General features: G+C 60.0%; 12 protein-coding genes. 4 read left to right on the forward strand and 8 right to left on the reverse strand.

The features are described 5' to 3' along the window. The first annotated feature begins 75 nt into the window (after positions 1–75). On the forward strand, positions 76–540 hold the full coding sequence (gene soxR / locus IIE29_RS15650) for a redox-sensitive transcriptional activator SoxR (protein WP_209326235.1): 465 nt from the start codon (positions 76–78) through the stop codon (positions 538–540). A 46-nt stretch (positions 541–586) separates the two neighbouring features. Here soxR and IIE29_RS16940 read toward each other — a convergent pair whose 3' ends face one another. Together IIE29_RS16940 and IIE29_RS16945 are read right to left on the reverse strand one after the other, a co-directional pair. Then, positions 587–970: a 2Fe-2S iron-sulfur cluster-binding protein gene (locus IIE29_RS16940; protein ID WP_343071934.1), complete on the reverse strand. Its 384-nt coding sequence runs from the start codon at positions 968–970 to the stop codon at positions 587–589. Beyond that, positions 948–1,526, reverse strand: a complete 579-nt coding sequence (locus IIE29_RS16945; protein ID WP_246476003.1) for an FAD-binding oxidoreductase — start codon at positions 1,524–1,526, stop codon at positions 948–950. The genes IIE29_RS16940 and IIE29_RS16945 overlap by 23 nt, the downstream gene beginning before the upstream one ends. 238 nt (positions 1,527–1,764) lie before the next feature. On the opposite strand from IIE29_RS16945, the gene IIE29_RS15660 reads away from it, so the two are divergent. Further along, positions 1,765–2,526 carry a helix-turn-helix transcriptional regulator gene (locus tag IIE29_RS15660; protein ID WP_246475997.1) on the forward strand — a complete coding sequence of 254 codons (762 nt, stop codon included), beginning with the start codon at positions 1,765–1,767 and terminating at the stop codon, positions 2,524–2,526. 125 nt (positions 2,527–2,651) lie between these two features. Here IIE29_RS15660 and IIE29_RS15665 read toward each other — a convergent pair whose 3' ends face one another. From IIE29_RS15665 to IIE29_RS15690, 6 genes are all read right to left on the reverse strand, one after another. Further along, positions 2,652–3,458, reverse strand: coding sequence for an enoyl-CoA hydratase/isomerase family protein (locus IIE29_RS15665; RefSeq protein WP_209326236.1), 807 nt, complete (start codon positions 3,456–3,458; stop codon positions 2,652–2,654). Continuing rightward, positions 3,455–4,621 carry a CaiB/BaiF CoA transferase family protein gene (locus IIE29_RS15670; RefSeq protein WP_209326237.1) on the reverse strand — a complete coding sequence of 389 codons (1,167 nt, stop codon included), beginning with the start codon at positions 4,619–4,621 and terminating at the stop codon, positions 3,455–3,457. Before IIE29_RS15670 ends, IIE29_RS15665 begins: the two co-directional genes overlap by 4 nt. Before the next feature lie 4 nt (positions 4,622–4,625). Next, positions 4,626–6,218, reverse strand: coding sequence for a class I adenylate-forming enzyme family protein (locus IIE29_RS15675; RefSeq protein WP_209326238.1), 1,593 nt, complete (start codon positions 6,216–6,218; stop codon positions 4,626–4,628). Further along, positions 6,202–7,413, reverse strand: a complete 1,212-nt coding sequence (locus IIE29_RS15680; RefSeq protein ID WP_209326239.1) for a type 2 periplasmic-binding domain-containing protein — start codon at positions 7,411–7,413, stop codon at positions 6,202–6,204. Before IIE29_RS15680 ends, IIE29_RS15675 begins: the two co-directional genes overlap by 17 nt. 272 nt (positions 7,414–7,685) lie before the next feature. Beyond that, positions 7,686–8,875 (reverse strand): IS3 family transposase gene (locus IIE29_RS15685; protein ID WP_209326240.1). Its coding sequence is split into 2 segments (ribosomal slippage): positions 7,686–8,588 and positions 8,591–8,875, totalling 1,188 coding nucleotides; the frame shifts between segments, so codons are not numbered across the junction. A gap of 214 nt (positions 8,876–9,089) precedes the next feature. After that, positions 9,090–10,010: a LysR family transcriptional regulator gene (locus tag IIE29_RS15690; RefSeq protein ID WP_209326241.1), complete on the reverse strand. Its 921-nt coding sequence runs from the start codon at positions 10,008–10,010 to the stop codon at positions 9,090–9,092. Positions 10,011–10,131: 121 nt separating this feature from the next. On the opposite strand from IIE29_RS15690, the gene dnaE reads away from it, so the two are divergent. Then, complete coding sequence (gene dnaE, locus IIE29_RS15695) at positions 10,132–13,644, forward strand: DNA polymerase III subunit alpha (RefSeq protein WP_209326242.1); 3,513 nt, start codon at positions 10,132–10,134, stop codon at positions 13,642–13,644. A gap of 790 nt (positions 13,645–14,434) precedes the next feature. Further along, entirely contained in the window at positions 14,435–16,546 is a 2,112-nt protein-coding gene (locus IIE29_RS15705; protein WP_209326243.1) for an FtsK/SpoIIIE domain-containing protein, read from the forward strand. Positions 16,547–16,554 lie beyond the last annotated feature (8 nt).

Below are 16,554 nucleotides of genomic sequence, written 5' to 3' on the forward strand. Positions count from 1 at the left end.
TCGTCTCCTCATCGTTCGGTGTTCATGTACAGTCGACTACATGAAGTGAACTTGACGTCAAGGAGATCTTCGACGATGCCGCAGATCCATGAGGACGTGGTCTGGCTGAAGCCGGGACAGGTCGCCGAACGAGCGGGCATTGCGGTCTCGGCCCTGCATTACTACGAGAGCCTGGGCCTGATCCGGAGCCGGCGCACAGCGGGGAATCGGCGTGAGTATCGCCGAGACACGCTCCGTGTCATCGCCTTCATCCGCGCGTCCCAACGTGTCGGAATCGGGCTGGACAGAATCAAGGAGGCTCTCGACGAGCTGCCAGAGGACGGCATTCCGACGAAGCGTGATTGGGCGCGGATCTCTCGTCGTTGGCATGATGATCTCACCGAGAGGATCGAACATCTCACCGCGCTGCGTGATACCTTCTCGAATTGCATCGGCTGCGGCTGCCTGTCCCTGAAGTCATGCCCCTACTCGAATCCCGATGACATCCTCGGCACAGATGGACCGGGGGCACGGCGGCTTGGAGGCCCCAAGAGGAGCTGAGCTTCACGGATCGGGAGCCGCTCCGCTCAGCTCTCGACGCCCCAGCTCACCTGTCGACGACGATGTCGGTCAGCGGAGTCGAGCAGCAGGGCAGGAACTTTCCTGCGGCGATCTCCTTCGGCCGGATTCCGCCCGCATGCTTCATCTCGACTTCGCCGCTGACGAGCACGGACTTGCAGGTTCCGCACGCGCCCTCCGAGCAGGATGAGGGCACCGACAGTCCGGCATCCAGAGCGGAGTCGAGCACGGTCGCGGACTCATCGCAGTCGACCACGCGCCCGGAGACCGTGAACTCGACGGAATGGCTCCCACCGGTGATTCCGACTGAGCCACTTCCCGCAGCCTTGGCCCTCGCACCGGCCTTGGCCAAACGGTCGGCGGGTGAGGTGGCGAAGACAAAGGATTCCTCATGCGTCCGCGCAGACGGCACCCCCCGCCTCGGCGAGCAGGGGTCGCACGGCCTCCATACACGGTCCCGGCCCACACACGAAGGTTTCGCGGTCGGCCGCGTCGGGGACCACCTCGGCGAGGGTATTCTCATCGATCCGGCCGCGCCGACCAGCCCAGGTCTCCACCTCGGAATCCCTGGAGCACAGGATGGTGACGCTGACTCCGGCGACCTCGGCGAGCTGTTCGAGCTCGGCGCGGAAGATGATGTCGAGCGGCGTCGAGGCGCTGTGGACGAAGGCGATGTCGGCGCCGGACCCTCCCTGTCGGGCGAGCAGGCTGCGCACCATCGACATGATCGGGGTGATTCCGGAGCCGGCGGAGAGGAAGAGGTGTCGTTCGGCCTGGTGGAAGCTCGTGCTGAACAGTCCGTAGGGCCCGTCCGCGTGCAGCTGATCGCCGACCTGCACGGTATCGTGCAGATGATTCGACACCGCTCCCCCGGGCACGCGCTTGACCGTGATGGTGAAGATATTCGTGCCGAAGGGCGCCGAGGAGATCGAATAGCAGCGCTCGAGTCCGAGCTCGGGGATGCGCATCGTCACGTACTGACCGGGGGCATCTCGGACATTTGTCGGAGGAAAGCGAGTGACCGCCACATAGCGATGCAAGAACACCGCCATTCATCGTTGAATCTCACAGGTATGGACAGTGCGCGAGACGAAGCCAGAGAGTTCTTGCGCTCGCGTCGTGCTCGGATAACCCCCCGAGGTCGCGGGCGTCACCACGTTCGGGGGTGCCCGGCGGGTACCGGGTCTGCGCCGCGAGGAGGTCGCGATGCTCGCGGGCGTCAGCGTAGATTACTACACCCGCTTGGAGAAGGGGAATCTGCGCACGGCCTCCGACCAAGTGCTTGACGCGATTGCCGAGGCCCTACGACTAGACCCGGCCGAACGCTCCCACTTGTTCGACCTCGCCCGCTCCGCCCGCAGTCGCACGGCACCGGTAATGGACGATCCACGAGTGACCAGCTCGCACGTCACCGATAGTCTGCGACCCATTCTAGACGGCATGATCGGCACTCCAGCTTTGATCAGCAACGGCCGCCTCGACATTCTCGCTGCGAACCCACTCGCCCGCGGCCTGTACGCACCGGTGTTCGATAGCCCTACTCGAGCGCCGAAATCACCGGCGAACCTCGCCCGGTTCCGGTCCCTCGACCCGGCCAGCCGCGATTTCTACCCGGACTGGGCGGAGTCTGCGGACGCGCCGGTCGCGATCCTCCGCTATCAAGCCGGGCAGTATCCCCGCGACACCGCACTGAGTAACCTCGTCGGGGAGCTTTCTACCCGCAGCGACGAGTTCCGTACCCGGTGGGCCGCGCACAATGTCCGCACTCACGACAGAGGCGCCAAACGCATCAATCACCCTGTCGTCGGGGAAATCGCCCTGGACTTTGACGCGATGACTGTTGACGCGAATCGGTCGCTGCGCTTCATGGTCTACACCGCACGGCCCGATACTCGAGATGCCGAGACTCTTGCTCTCCTGGGCTCATGGATCACCAGCGAGACGGCCCTTAAAAGCCTGAAGCGATAAGCACGACCAAGCACCCCATGTTTGCGTCTGTTCTTCTGCTGGGCAAGTCCTACCGGCGATAGGTCGACAGTCTGCCTCTGTACGTTACCGGGCAGAGTTGCGACTCACGCCCGCCGACATGAAACTCAATTTTGGTCGAACTCCGCGGATCGCTTCTCCACGAATGCACGGATGCCTTCAATACCGTCTTCGGATCCGAAAAGCCGAGCCAACGCCAACTGGTCTGCTGTGAGAGCGGTCTCCAGATCTTGCGAACGCCCAGAATCGATGACATGTTTCGCCTCACGCAACGCATCGCGCGGTCGAGCAGCGAGTGTCGATGCGAACTCGATCACCACAGCATCTAATTCTTCGCGCTCCACAACCTGCGTCACTATTCCTCTAGCGTTAGCCTCGTTAGCAGTCACTGTTCGACCCGTCATAACCAGCTCTTTGGTCCACCGAGCTCCCACTTCGCGCACAAGTCGTTGAGGGCCTCCTCCGCCGGGAATGAGACCGAGCTTGATCTCAGGGAGCCCGAACTTAGCCGTGTGTGCAGCAAATATGAAGTCACAGCATAAGGCGATTTCGAAACCTCCGCCGAAGGCATAGCCATTGACGGCAGCAATTGTCACTTGCGGCAAGCGCGCCAAATCATCGAAAACAGCTCGCGAACGACGTTGATACTCCGCGAACTCCTCTATACTCGCCGTCGCGTACTCCTCGATGTCCGCTCCAGCCACGAACCCACGTCCCGTGCCAGTGAGAATAACGACTCGAATACTGGTTGTCTGCCGGATACGGCTGATCTCGCGACCGATTGCAGAAACCAGCGAGCTTGAGAACGCTCCGAGCTTGTCTTCGCGGTCGATCTGGAGGATGCGAACGTGGCCGATGTCCCGCACCTTCAAATTCGGGTGCACCGCCGTTCCCGCGGACAGGTCATTGGTCATCTCGCTTCTCCGATGAGCTCGTGAACCTCGGCATCAGTCAGGACTTCGCGCAGGATGTCCGCCGAGTGTTCGCCGACGCGCGGCGGGGCGAGACGCTGTTGCCAGGGTGTTTCACTTAGACGAATAGCGGATCCAATAAGTTCAATAGGTTTGTCGCCCGGACCCTTAACCTCCACAAGCAAGTCCGAATCGTCATCGCGCAGCTCGTCGACAGCTTCTCGCGTAGTTCGCACGCGAGAAGCCCACAGTCCGCGACGGCTCAGTTCGTCAAGCCAGTGCTTGACTGTTTGAGTACGGGTGATGGTCTCCAGTCTCCGTTTTACCTCATCGCGGTCCTCCCAGGGGTCGAGCCCGATGAGATCCGCGCCCTGAACGCCCTCGGAAATCGCCGGTAGTGACGCCATGGCAATAGCTATCCAGCCGTCTTTTGCTTCGTACACGCCGAACGGCGCCGAAAGCCAGGATTGACCGATGCCTTCCTCAGAACGGTCGTAGTCCGCGCGCTGATTGACGAAGGTGGAAATTTCCTGACACTGCATCGCTATTGCCGTCGAGTACAGATCGACTTCAACTCTCTGTCCGATCCCGTGCGTGTTGCGGGCGACGATAGCGGCAAGGATGCCGTTGGCGAGCGTGAGCGCCGTGGCGTGATCGACGATAGCGGTGCCTGCGGGAGTAGGAGGATCGTTGCGGCGACCGGTCGAAGACGCAAGGCCAGACATCGCCTGGATGAGGAGATCTTGTCCGGGGCGATTTTCGCGAGCGAAAGTCGTGTCTTGACCCCACCCAGATCCGGAAGCGTAGATGATGTCTGATTTCACCGCCTTGAAGTCCTCATAGCCGAGACCCAGGCGGGCAAGGACTCCGGGTCGGAAATTCTCCACGACAACATCGCAGGTCTTGGCGAGTTCCAGCAACGCGTTTTTCGCTGCTGGATTCTTCAAATCAACCGCTAGCGAACGTTTGTTCCGATTCATCGCGAGGTAGGCGGCAGATTCGCCCTCCACGAGTTCGCCCATCATTTCGAGCGAACGCTCCCATTCTCCTTCCGGTCGTTCCACTTTGATGACGTCGGCGCCCAAGTCAGCAAGGACTTGCGTGCCGAAGGGGCCGAGCATCATCTGCGTGAAGTCTAAGATGCGGATTCCGTCGAGTGCTTGCAAGGGTCTATCTCCGTCCTTCGGCGGTGGTGCGATTATCACTGGTAGCTGGCGTCTGAAACAGAGCGCGTATGGTTGCGCGGTCGACTTTCCCGAAGGAGTTGCGCGGCAGAACTTCGAGGATATGCACGCCAACAGGCTTTTTATATGAAGCAATGTGGTCCAAACATTCCTCGCGTATGGCCTGCGTCAACGTCTCGCGAGTGCGGGCGGAGGCATGGGGGTCGATGACAACGAACGCGTGAACGCCTTCACCCCACCGTTCATCAGGCAGTCCCACTACTGCCACCTCGGCAATTTGATCCATTTGCTCGATCACTTGCTCGACTTCGCGCGGTTGCACATTGAACCCGCCGGAGATGATTGTGTCTGTGCGCCGACCAAGCAGCTGAAGGTAACCTTCATCGTCCGTGTAACCGAAGTCGCCTGTCGCGAACCATCCATCCGCGCGCACGGGGCAATTCCAATACTGCGGCATAACAGTAGAACTGCGAACCTGCAGTTCGCCATCTTCTGACTCCCGGTATTCGACCCCGTCTACCCAGCGGCCAGCAGATTGTAGGTGGGCAAGCCATCTCGCCGAGTCGGCCGGATTGGCCTCAAGCTCGATGACGGCTTCTCGGTGATCTTCAGAGGAAAGAACTGCGAGCGGAGCGAGTGCCTCTGCCAGCCCGTAGAACTGCACAAGTGCGTCGGGGAGGAGCCGAGTTGCCCGCATAAGAACGTCAGCCTGTGTGGGGGATCCTCCGTACGGCATTGCCCGAACAGTCGACACAGCTTCAGGACGTGCCTCCATCGACGAGAGAAGACGTGACAATAGGGTAGGCACCAGGGGGACGATGGTTCCTCCGTGAAGCTCGATGGCATTGAGGAGGCCTCCGGGTTCGAAAGGATCCACGATTACCGTGGAGGCGCCTTGCATCATGCAATCCAGGGCGATGGACCCACCGAAATGCGCCATAGGCGCGCCAAGCACGACTACATCGCGTGGAGATATCGTGGGCAAATTGTCCAATGCGTTGCTCATTTGGGCAAGCCATGTCTCATTTGTTACCACCACGCCCTTCGGCTGACCAGTAGTTCCAGAGCTATACATGAGCATCACAATTTCGTTCTGCTTAACAGGCCCAGGTGCCGGTACGATATTCAACTGCGCCGCGGCGCGAAGGCGAGCTAGTTCCGTCAGGCTGCCTGTCAAGACACTAACTTCCGCTGATGAACCCACAACGGCCAAAGCCTCCCGGACCTGATCCTCGACAGACGGCGAGCAGACTACGACTGAGGCGCCCGCGTCGACCGCGATTGCTGCAACCTCACTCGGGTGCAGCCTGGCACTCAGTGCCACGCGTACGAATTGAAACCCTAAAATTGCATGATCGAGGAGGCGCGCCGGAACACCGTTATGGAGGTAGCCTACAACTCGGTCACCGGGATGGACTCCCTTTAACGTAAGCTCCACGGCAAGACCACGAGCTAACTCTGCGACCTCGGCGAAGGTGAACCAGTGGTCTTCGCTTAATAAAGCGGGCTTGTCGCCGAATTTCTCATATGTGGAGGAAAGGACGCTGGCCACCGTTGTTTCGTCAAAGTGTGACGACATCAAGCCACATCCTATTCAAAGTACGTAGCACTGTTTCCGACCGGGTGCCTTCAGTAAACATATTATGCAGTGCGCGACTTGCTGTGCGTTGATACTGCGGGTATCCCACACGTCGTGGACGGATGAATGATCTTGACATCGTTGCTGCCGTGTTTCGGTAGAGGTCGGCAACCCGCGCGTTCACAGCATCGTCCGACCACGCATCGATTGTGGCAGGCTGACCGCCGGCCTCTGTGTACAGTCCACGTTGCACATTGTGGCTGGTAGCGAAAAGGACGAAATCAGCTGCCTTATCCCCGTGTTGCGACTGTGAAGAGACCCCGAGCCCAACGCCACCGGTAAGCGTCCCTACGGGGGAATCACCTAGACGAGGAGCGTCGTGGAAGGTCACCAAGCGACGGTCAGAGCGTTTGAGCGAGTAGGTGGAATAAATAAACACCGAGGGACAGTAGACGCCCGGACCGCCACCAGACAGCTCGTCGAGTACTTGCACAGGATCCATCTGCAATGACCGTGGAGAGCTGAGTGCGGCCAGTTCTCGCAGGGCCTCTAACGCGGGAAGACCCACGTTTGAGGCGATGCCGTCTTCATGCCACCACGTAGGTCCACTGACAAAATCGGACTGCGGTCCCGGCGAGTGAGCCTCGCATAGCGACAGGAAGGTGCCCCAGAGGTGCGTCGGATTTGCGGTCAGGAGAACCCTCTCACGACCGAGCTCATACATTGTTTCGAGGGCTTGTTGCCAAGTAATGGGGGGATCGTCGGTTGAGAATATTTCATTCGAACTCGCCGCACTGACCATGCATGCAGCGTCCACGGGCATCGCGTAGAGCTCCTCATTCCACACGTAGCTTTCGAAACTTCTCCCCATGAAAGAATTTTTGCACTCAACGAGGCGCGATGAGGGGACGAGTGACGTCAGTGGTGCAAGAGCACTCTTTTCCACCCCATCGCCCACGAAGGGATGATCGATGGCCATGATGTCGAACTTCTCTGCTAGAAGCTCTATCGGCATCTCTTCGAATGCATGTAACGGACGGGCAGTCCAGTCGATCTCAATGCCTGGGTGAAGGGAAGAATACGCCTCGCTCGCTTGGTGGATCGAGTCAACTGCGCGAGGATGATCCCACGTGATGCCATGGAGCGTGATTTGAGAGTTCTGACGGTCTGACTCTACGGCGGTACTACTACCCATTGATGCTTGGCTCCTTCGTCCGATCCAAATTAAAGTAACACGTTTTACCGAAACTGTCATATTCCTGGATGCCTACAGTAGAGGTCATCGCTTTGTTTTCACGAAAGAGCCCTCGACACTGTTGTGTTAGATTTCCACGGCTTGCGGCAGTGTGGACCAGTGAGGCATCCTCGAGGCGAAGCGCGTGATGCGAGCGCTTCGATGATGTCGTACAACTCCACCGCGAGCGCACCGCTGGGGGACTGATGCAAAGAAAGGTGACAGTTTGAGTGTCAAGCTGCGAGAGCAGCTGGCTCTATGATTGCTTCGTACTCTACTGGTGTCAATCGACCCAACCGGGCTTGTCGGCGACGTCGGTGATATGTCCGCTCGATCCAGGTCACGATCGCGATTCTCAACTGGTCGCGAGTGGTCCACCGGCGACGGTCGAGAACGTTCTTCTGCAACAGGGCGAAGAACGATTCCATGGCCGCGTTATCGCCCGCTGCGCCTACTCGTCCCATCGACCCGATGATGCCGTGACAGGCCAAAGCCCGAGTGAATTTCTTCGATCTGAATTGGCTGCCGCGGTCGCTGTGGGTCACGCATCCGGCCACGTCACCCCGCCTGGTCACAGCCATCTCGAGGGCATCGACAGCCAACCGGGCCTTCATCCTCGAGCTGATCGAATAGCCAACGATCCTCGACGAGTAGGCGTCCTTGACCGCACAGAGGTACAGCTTGCCCTCATTCGTATGGTGCTCCGAAATGTCGGTCAACCACAGCTGGTTCGGGCCATCAGCTCGAAACTCGTGCCTGGTCCGCCCGTCGGCATCGACAACCGCGCACAGATCGTCGTGAACGGGTGGGCCGGGTTTCTTCCCGTTCTTCGCCCGGCCCTTACCGAAGGCGGAAAACCAGTCATTGGCCGAACACAACCGCCACGCAGTGCGTGCCGCCATGGGTTGGCCGGCCGCTTCGGCTTCGTCGGCGAGGTATCGGTACCCGAACTCGGGATCATCGCGGTGGGCATCGAAGAGCGCATCGGCCCGATATGCCTCAATGACGACTGCTTCAGGGATGGGTGCTGCCAGCCACCGGTAGTAGGGCTGGCGGGAGAGCTTCAAGACCTGGCACGACACCGCCACGGGGATCCCGTCGGCGGCGAGCTCTCTCACGAGCGGGTAGAGCCTTTTGACGGCAGATTCGCCTGTGACAGATACGCGGCCGCGCGGCGCAGGACCTCGTTCTCCTGCTCAAGCAGACGATTGCGCCGACGCATCTCTCGTAGTTCGGCGGACTCGTCGCTGGTGTTGCCGGGTTTGTTGCCGGCATCGATTTCTGCTTGGCGGAGCCATTTGTTGATGGTGCCTTCGTGGACTCCGAAGTCCTTGGCGATCTGTCCGATCGTCGTCTTGGAATCCCTGGTCTGGACGACGCGGATGACGTCGTCGCGGAATTCTTTCGGGTAGGGCTGTGGCATGGTGTCTATCATTTCAGGCTTGCCTATGAACAAGCCAGATTAGATGTCACCTAACCCTGCATCAGTCCCAGCTGATTCTCTCCCCAATGGCACGGTTGTGTCTCATGACTGGTTGGTAGCTTAATGACAGGGAGATTCGCGAGCGGACGATAGGGATGGCCATCGGACCTTCTCTGGAAGGTTGTGTCAGGCAGGCGGCGGTCGCGATCACGTACTACGGCAACCAGACCTTCTCATTACCCGGAGTGGGCACCGCTCGGAAGTAGTCGAGGATTGCCGCTAGCCCGGGGTGGCTATTGTCCTGGCGGTGTACGAGCGAGTAGGGGTAGATGGGAATTGGATCCCGAACTGGTATACGCCGAAGATCGAAATGAGACGGCCACAAGTACCGATCGCGATGACCCACAAAGGTCCCCAGTGATCGAGAGTCCGCGATTTCTTCGAGGAGAGCTTCGTCGCCGAAGTGCGGTCCGATGCCGTCGATGCTGAGGTCGAAGTTTTCCATCAGCCTGTCGTAATAGTGGGCCCATTCGGTCCCGGGGGCGATCCCGGGAATCCATATCCGATGGCCTCTCAAATCGCGAAGCGTGACAGATTTGGCGTTGGCTAATGGGTGACCGGGGCCGACTAGTACCTCCATCTGGGACTCGAAGACGCGAGTTGCTGTGATGTCGGGACCATAGGCCTGTGCGCTATCAAGGATCGCTCGGAACGAGGCATCGATGGTTCCGGCGCGGATCGCTTCAACAGCACGTGGTGCACTTGCAGACTCCAGCGTCACGATGTCGAGAAGTGCGTCGGGGTGAGCTCGATGGTACTCATGAAGCAGAACTGAGGGTGCGATGCGACGGTGGAGGACATCGACTCGCAATGCTCGGTGTCCAGGATGGACGGAGTCCAGGGCGCGTTTGGCGACCTGTACGAATTCGCGGGCGTGCGGAAGGAGGGCCTGTCCGTCGACGCTGAGCTGCGCTCCTCGCGGCGTGCGGGCGAACACGCGAACTCCGAGCTCCGACTCTAGCCGGGAGACGCGCTTCGAGATCGCCTGCTGAGTGACCCCCAGCTCGGCCGCCGCCTCCTGGAACTGCCCGAGCTCTGCGACGGCGAGGAACGTCTTTACTGATTCCACATCCATGCCGCCACTCTACGGGGTACAACTTTTGGTTGTGGCACATCGATACTCATGTTGTTGGATTCATGTCCGTTCGCACTGCTGAACTGATCCGGTCAACCATGCGTTGTTCGGAAGAAGTCGAATGTCTGCAGACGAGTTTGTCCATCTCCACGTCCACAGCGAGTACTCCATGCTCGATGGGGCCGCCCACATCGGTCCGCTCGTGGACGAAGCCGCCCGTCAGGGCATGCCCGCGGTCGCCGTTACAGACCACGGGAACGTCTTCGGGGCGTTCGAGTTCTGGCGGACCGCGAAGGACGCCGGCATCAAACCGATCATCGGGACCGAGGCGTACCTGACCCCAGGTACTCACCGATCGGAGCGCACCCGTGTGCGCTGGGGTGACGGATCGAGAGACGACGTCTCCGGCGCTGGTGCTTATACACACCTGACGATGCTCGCGGAGACCACCGAGGGCATGCACAACCTCTTCCGGCTCTCATCGCTGGCCTCGATGGAAGGACAGTACTTCAAGCCGAGGATGGACCGCGAACTCCTGAGCACCTACGGAAAGGGCCTCATCGCAACGACCGGCTGCCCGAGCAGCGAGGTCCAGACTCGCCTCCGTCTCGGCCAGTACGACGAGGCCCGTCAGGCGGCAGCGGACTTCCGTGACATCTTCGGGGCGGAGAACTACTTCTGCGAGCTCATGGACCACGGCCTGGGAATCGAGAAGCGTGTGATGGGCGACCTCATCAAAATCGCGAAAGACCTCGGCCTGCCGCTCGTGGCCACGAACGACCTGCACTACGTCGCCGCCGACGACGCGAAGAGCCACGCCGCTCTGCTGTGTGTGCAGTCCGGAACGACCATGGATGACCCGAACCGCTTCAAGTTCGACGCCGACGAGTTCTATCTGAAATCCGCTGCCCAGATGCGGCACCTGTTCCGAGACTTCCCGGGCGCCTGCGACAACACATTACTGATCGCCGAACGGTGCAACGTCGAGTTCGATACCTCGGCGAACTACATGCCGCGATTCCCCGTGCCCGCCGGAGAGACCGAGGAGACCTGGCTGGTCAAGGAGATCGAGCGCGGACTGAACATGCGCTACCCGGGTGGCATCAGCCAAGAGGTGCGTGAGCGCGCGGAGTACGAGACCAGGATCATCCTCCAGATGGGCTTCGCCGGCTATTTCCTTGTCGTGGCGGACTTCATCCAGTGGGCCAAAAGCCAGGGCATCCGCGTCGGACCTGGACGCGGCTCCGGAGCCGGGTCGATGGTCGCCTACGCGCTGACGATCACGGGGCTCGACCCGCTCGTCCACGATCTGATCTTCGAGCGATTCCTGAACCCCGATCGCGTGTCGATGCCCGACTTCGACGTGGACTTCGACGATCGCCGCCGGGGCGAGGTCATCCAATACGTCACCGACAAGTACGGCGCCGACCGAGTCGCACAGATCGTCACCTACGGCACGATCAAGGCAAAGCAAGCACTGAAAGACTCCGCTCGCGTCCTCGGACACCCCTTCAGCATGGGGGAGAAGATCACCAAAGCCATGCCCCCAACTGTCTCCGGCAAGGACATCCCCCTCGGTGGCATCTTCGATTCCGAGCATCCGCGTTACGCCGAAGCTCAGGACGTGCGGGCTCTCATTGAATCCGATCCCGAGGTCCGGACCGTCTACGACACAGCGACAGGGTTGGAGAACCTGAAGCGGCAGTGGGGTGTGCACGCGGCGGGGGTGATCATGTCCAGCGATCCTCTCATAGACGTGATCCCGCTGATGAAGCGGGAGCAGGATGGGCAGATCATCACCCAGTTCGACTATCCGACGTGTGAAGGCCTCGGCCTGATCAAGATGGACTTCCTCGGTCTGCGGAACCTCACTATCATCAGCGACGCGCTCGACAACATCCGCACCAACCGTGACGAGGAGATCGACCTCGAGGAGCTGCCGCTCGACGATCCCGGCGTGTTCGAGCTGATGCGCCGCGGCGACACGTTGGGAGTGATCCAGTTCGATGGCGACGCCATGCGTTCCCTGCTGCGGCTTGCCCAGCCTGATCATTTTGAGGACATCACTGCTGTGGGTGCCTTGTACCGCCCTGGCCCGATGGGGGCAAACTCGCACATCAATTACGCGCTACGCAAGACCGGGCAGCAGGACATCGTCCCCATTCACCCCGAGCTGGCGGAGCCGCTGGATGAGGTTCTGGGCAAGACGTACGGCCTCATTGTCTACCAGGAGCAGGTGATGACGATCGCCCAGGTTCTGGCCGGCTTCACGCTGGGTCAAGCAGACCTGCTCCGTCGTGCGATGGGCAAGAAGAAGAAAGCTGAGCTGGACAAGCAGTTCGAGGGGTTCTCATCCGGGATGCGGTCTAACGGCTACAGCGAGGACGCGATCACGACCTTGTGGGATATCCTCCTGCCGTTCTCCGACTATGCTTTCAACAAGGCCCACTCTGCCGCCTATGGACTCCTCAGCTATTGGACGGCCTACCTCAAGGCGCACTATCCGGCCGAGTACATGGCTGCTCTGCTGACGAGCGTCGGGGAGAACCGCGACAAGATGGCGCTCTATCTCGGGGAGACCCGCAGGATGGGCATCCGCGTCCTCCCGCCCGACGTCAACGAGTCGATCCGGTACTTCGCCGCAGTCGGCGAGGACATCCGGTTCGGGCTGGAGGCGATCCGCAATGTCGGTGGCAATGTGGTCGAACAGATCGTGCACACACGGAAGGGTCGTCCATTCGAAGGGTTCCACGACTTCCTCCGGAGAGTGCCGCAGGAGGCGTCCAACAAACGGACGGTCGAATCGTTGATCAAGGCAGGTGCATTCGACGAGTACGGCCATTCCCGGCGCGCTCTCGTCAGGATCCACAAAGATGCTGTCGACGCTGCGGCATCAGTCAAACGGGAAGAAGCGCGCGGGCAGTACGACCTGTTCGCTGGGATCGGAGATAGTGGGTTCGATAATGTTGCAACCAAAATACCTGCACTCCCAGAGTGGGGGAGGCTCGAGAAGCTCGGCTACGAGCGCGATATGCTCGGGCTGTACGTTTCCGACCATCCGCTCACCGGGCTCGAGCAGCAGCTTTCGAAACGGTCGACCCATTCGATCGAGCAGCTCTTGGGCGAGAGGCCACCAAAGGACGGTCAGCGGATCACTGTCGCTGGTCTGATCACCCAGGTTCAGCAGCGTGTCGCCAAGTCTTCCGGGAACCCGTATGCGATCGTGCGTGTTGAAGACCTCAGCGCTGACGTCACCGTCATGGTGATGGGCAAGACTCACCAGTTGTATTCATCTGCCCTCGAGCAGGACGTAGTCGTCGCCGTGACCGGGCGAGTGAGCGTCCGCGACGAGGGACTCAGCCTCCATGCCGATGGCATTGAAGTCCTCGATGCCATGATCGACCGGCACGATCGACCGTTCACCATCCTCATCGCCGAAGACGCGGCGACGGAACCGCGAGTCACCGAGCTCGGCGAGATTCTGTCAAGGCATCCGGGCGAGACGGCGACCCATCTGAAGATGCGCAAGACGCAGAGCATCGTCCACTTCGACCTTCCTAACCACCCGGTTTCGGTGACGAATGACCTCTATGCGGACGTTAAGGCACTTCTGGGCGCAAACTCTATTGAGTAGTAGTTAATCGGAAGCAAGAGCGAAACGAACGGTGATACCCCGGAGGACGCTCTTCATTGTATTAGAGATACCAAGCACTTCTCGAGGGCGAGTGGACAGACTAGGGCGGCGAAGGGGCCGGCCGTCTGGGTGTTGGTTGCGGTCTGGCTCAGAGCCGAAACCGCTGGCCGCTAGGTTATGTCTCCTTTATTGGCGCAGCCATGTCAGGATCGCGCTGATCACGATAGCTGCCCTGTAGACGATGGCGGGTTTGTCATAGCGCGTCGCCAGTCCTCGCCAATGCTCCACACCGGCGAACGAACGTTCGACGACGCTGCGCCTCCGAAACGCAGCAGCGTCGAATGCCGGCGGCCGCCCACCTATCTGCTGCCGTGTTTCTTACGAGTCGCGTTTGGTCCTTTTCTCCGGGATCACCGCTCGTATGCTGCGGGGACGCAGGTAGTCGCGGTTACCTCTGGATCCATAAGCACGGTAAGGCAGGGGGATAGCGGTGTCGCTGGCCTAATCGCGACGACGCCCGTGCGGGACTTCTCGGCCGCGATTCTCATAAAAGCTTGAGGAATCGGACAAGTTAGTGAGACAGATGGCGTCTCATGATTGTGCCCAATCTCAGGTCAGCTCGGTACACGGCTGACAAATTCCACGAGATCCTACAGATATCGCCCTGACATCACAAGAGTTCACCAGACGTCACCACGCAAGGGGACATACCAAAAAATCGTGTTGGCAGATGTCAGATCCGGTTCCTCGAAGTGGCCTATATCGGTAAAGAGCAACTCGAGGAGATGGCATGAAACTGGACCCATTCGAGCCATGGAAGAGACGCGGATTGGAGGATCTCGGATTCAGCGAAGGATCTTCGGTCGGTCTGACGCCGCGAACGGTGATGTGGCCATACGGTATGGTCTTCGCCGGAGGAGCGGCAGTCGCTTGCGCGATCGCCGCCATGATCCGAGGGTGGCCGCTCTGGAGTTTGGTAGCCATCCTGATTCTGGGGTTTGTGGCTGCCGGACTCGTGTCGATCTTCGGGTGGCGCAAGCAACGCAGAGACGAGCTCGGTGATCGCATCATCGAATCACTGGCCGTGCTGATCTCCGACACTAAGAGGCCATCACGCCGGGACTACCAATTCCGTTCTTGGGTGCCCGGAGACTTCAAACGACCGCTCGATCGATTCATCGGGGCGCCCGCCGACATCCGGATTCGTTTCGAAGCTCGCTTGGATGAAGAGAGCATCGACTGGCGTATGGCGGTGGCAGACAAGGTGTCTCAACGCTCCGGAATGGACTACGACATCACACGGTATGACTCTCGAGCATGCGTGCTCGCTCTCGGGTTCGCGGCCCCGGTCGAGGAACCCGAACCAGACCCGGTCTTCAAAACCAAAACCACTGCATTGGCCAAACAGGTCTTCGGAGATTCGGCAGCAGTATCGGTGGCCCTCAACGAGGATGATGAGCCGTTGCCGACACAGCTCTCTGTCGAATATGACACCGACCGAAAGTGGGCAAAGGCTTCAGTCCGGCGTGATATCGAAATGACAGTGAACGCTCTCCTGCCTGGACGGTGGCGCCCGGATTGGAACCTCACCGATGACACCGTCCAGTTCGAGCTCCGCCCGACAATGCCGCTGTCGATCCCGCACCCTCGCCCAGACACATTTGGCCAGGTTGAAGATACGATCCTGCCCTACGCCGAAGACGAAGACGGCCGCATCGTGGCGTGGGATCTCAAAGCAGCAGGACCGCACATGATCGTGGTCGGCCGAACGGGCACAGGCAAGACCGTGCTCATCATCGGGATCCTCATCGAAGCGGCAGCGCGCGGTTGGAAGATCTGGGTCTCTGACCCTAAGCGAGTCGAGTTCCTGGGTCTGCGCGGCTGGCCCAATATTCAGATCGTGGCCACGCAAGTTTCGGAGCAGGTCGCGATGATCTATAAGGCGTGGGAGCTGATGGAGTATCGCTACTCCCTCATCGAAGCCGGCGAAGCTGACGAGGACGACTTCGAACCTCTCATCGTGTGCCTCGACGAGTACCGTGACTTCGTCGCCATGGTGACCGGCTGGTACCAGTCAGTCAAGGAAAAGGGGATGCCGACCAAATGCCCCGTGTTCGAGTGGATCGGCAGCCTTGCCCGTAAGGGACGTACCGCGCGCATTCATCTACTCATGGGCACCCAGCGCCCTGATGCGGACTTCCTCGGCGGCGAGATGAGAGACAACTTCCCGGCCAGAGCAGCATTGGGCAGCCTCTCGCCACAAGGTGCACAGATGATGTGGAACTCTCCATCGACCGGGATCGCGCTGCCGAAGGGAGTCAAGGGCCGAGCCACCGCGGTGACCGTCGACGGTGCACCGGGGGAGGTCCAGGTGTATTGGACCCCGGACCCTCGGAGAGCTAAGAAATCGGGCAACGAGGCCGATATGGCAATCCTGAAGAGTCTGCGACCGCCGGAGGCTGTGCACCCGCCATTGAGGATCGACATCGCCGAAGAGCCATTCGATGGAGATGACTACAGCGAATGGCAGGAAGTTCTGGCTGCAGAGCTCGTCGAGATCTCCGTGGAAGAAGCGATGAAGCCTCGCGCGGTGTCGACCAAGACGGTCGTCAACGCTGTGATCGAGGACAAGCGAGCCGCGGAGTCCGAGGACGGATATATGCCAACAGAGGACCTCCAGGCTTGTGAAGTCGAAGCCGGTGATCTCGTCAGGGTGGACGGACAGTGGGTTGCTGTCGAGGGCTCGATCGAAGATCCAGGAGAAGAGGATCTGTGGTGTATCGACTACCGCACCGACGATGACGAATCAGAGATGCTCGCAATCGACGCGAGCGAAGTGCTGCCCGTGAGGAAGCCAGACAACTCCGAAACTGAGGCTACTGGCCTCCTGGACGAACAGTGAGGACCGTC

It is taken from the genome of Brevibacterium renqingii (assembly GCF_017808095.1).
GTDB classification, from domain to species: domain Bacteria; phylum Actinomycetota; class Actinomycetes; order Actinomycetales; family Brevibacteriaceae; genus Brevibacterium; species Brevibacterium renqingii.

Bases quoted from the DNA above. Each gene is read 5' to 3' on its own strand.
- soxR (WP_209326235.1), top strand. From the start codon at position 76: ATGCCGCAGATCCATGAGGACGTGGTCTGGCTGAAGCCGGGACAGGTC.
- IIE29_RS16945 (WP_246476003.1), bottom strand. From the start codon at position 1,526: ATGCGCATCCCCGAGCTCGGACTCGAGCGCTGCTATTCGATCTCCTCG.
- IIE29_RS15660 (WP_246475997.1), top strand. From the start codon at position 1,765: ATGCTCGCGGGCGTCAGCGTAGATTACTACACCCGCTTGGAGAAGGGG.
- IIE29_RS15665 (WP_209326236.1), bottom strand. From the start codon at position 3,458: ATGACCAATGACCTGTCCGCGGGAACGGCGGTGCACCCGAATTTGAAG.
- IIE29_RS15675 (WP_209326238.1), bottom strand. From the start codon at position 6,218: ATGTCGTCACACTTTGACGAAACAACGGTGGCCAGCGTCCTTTCCTCC.
- IIE29_RS15680 (WP_209326239.1), bottom strand. From the start codon at position 7,413: ATGGGTAGTAGTACCGCCGTAGAGTCAGACCGTCAGAACTCTCAAATC.
- IIE29_RS15690 (WP_209326241.1), bottom strand. From the start codon at position 10,010: ATGGATGTGGAATCAGTAAAGACGTTCCTCGCCGTCGCAGAGCTCGGG.
- dnaE (WP_209326242.1), top strand. From the start codon at position 10,132: ATGTCTGCAGACGAGTTTGTCCATCTCCACGTCCACAGCGAGTACTCC.
- IIE29_RS15705 (WP_209326243.1), top strand. From the start codon at position 14,435: ATGAAACTGGACCCATTCGAGCCATGGAAGAGACGCGGATTGGAGGAT.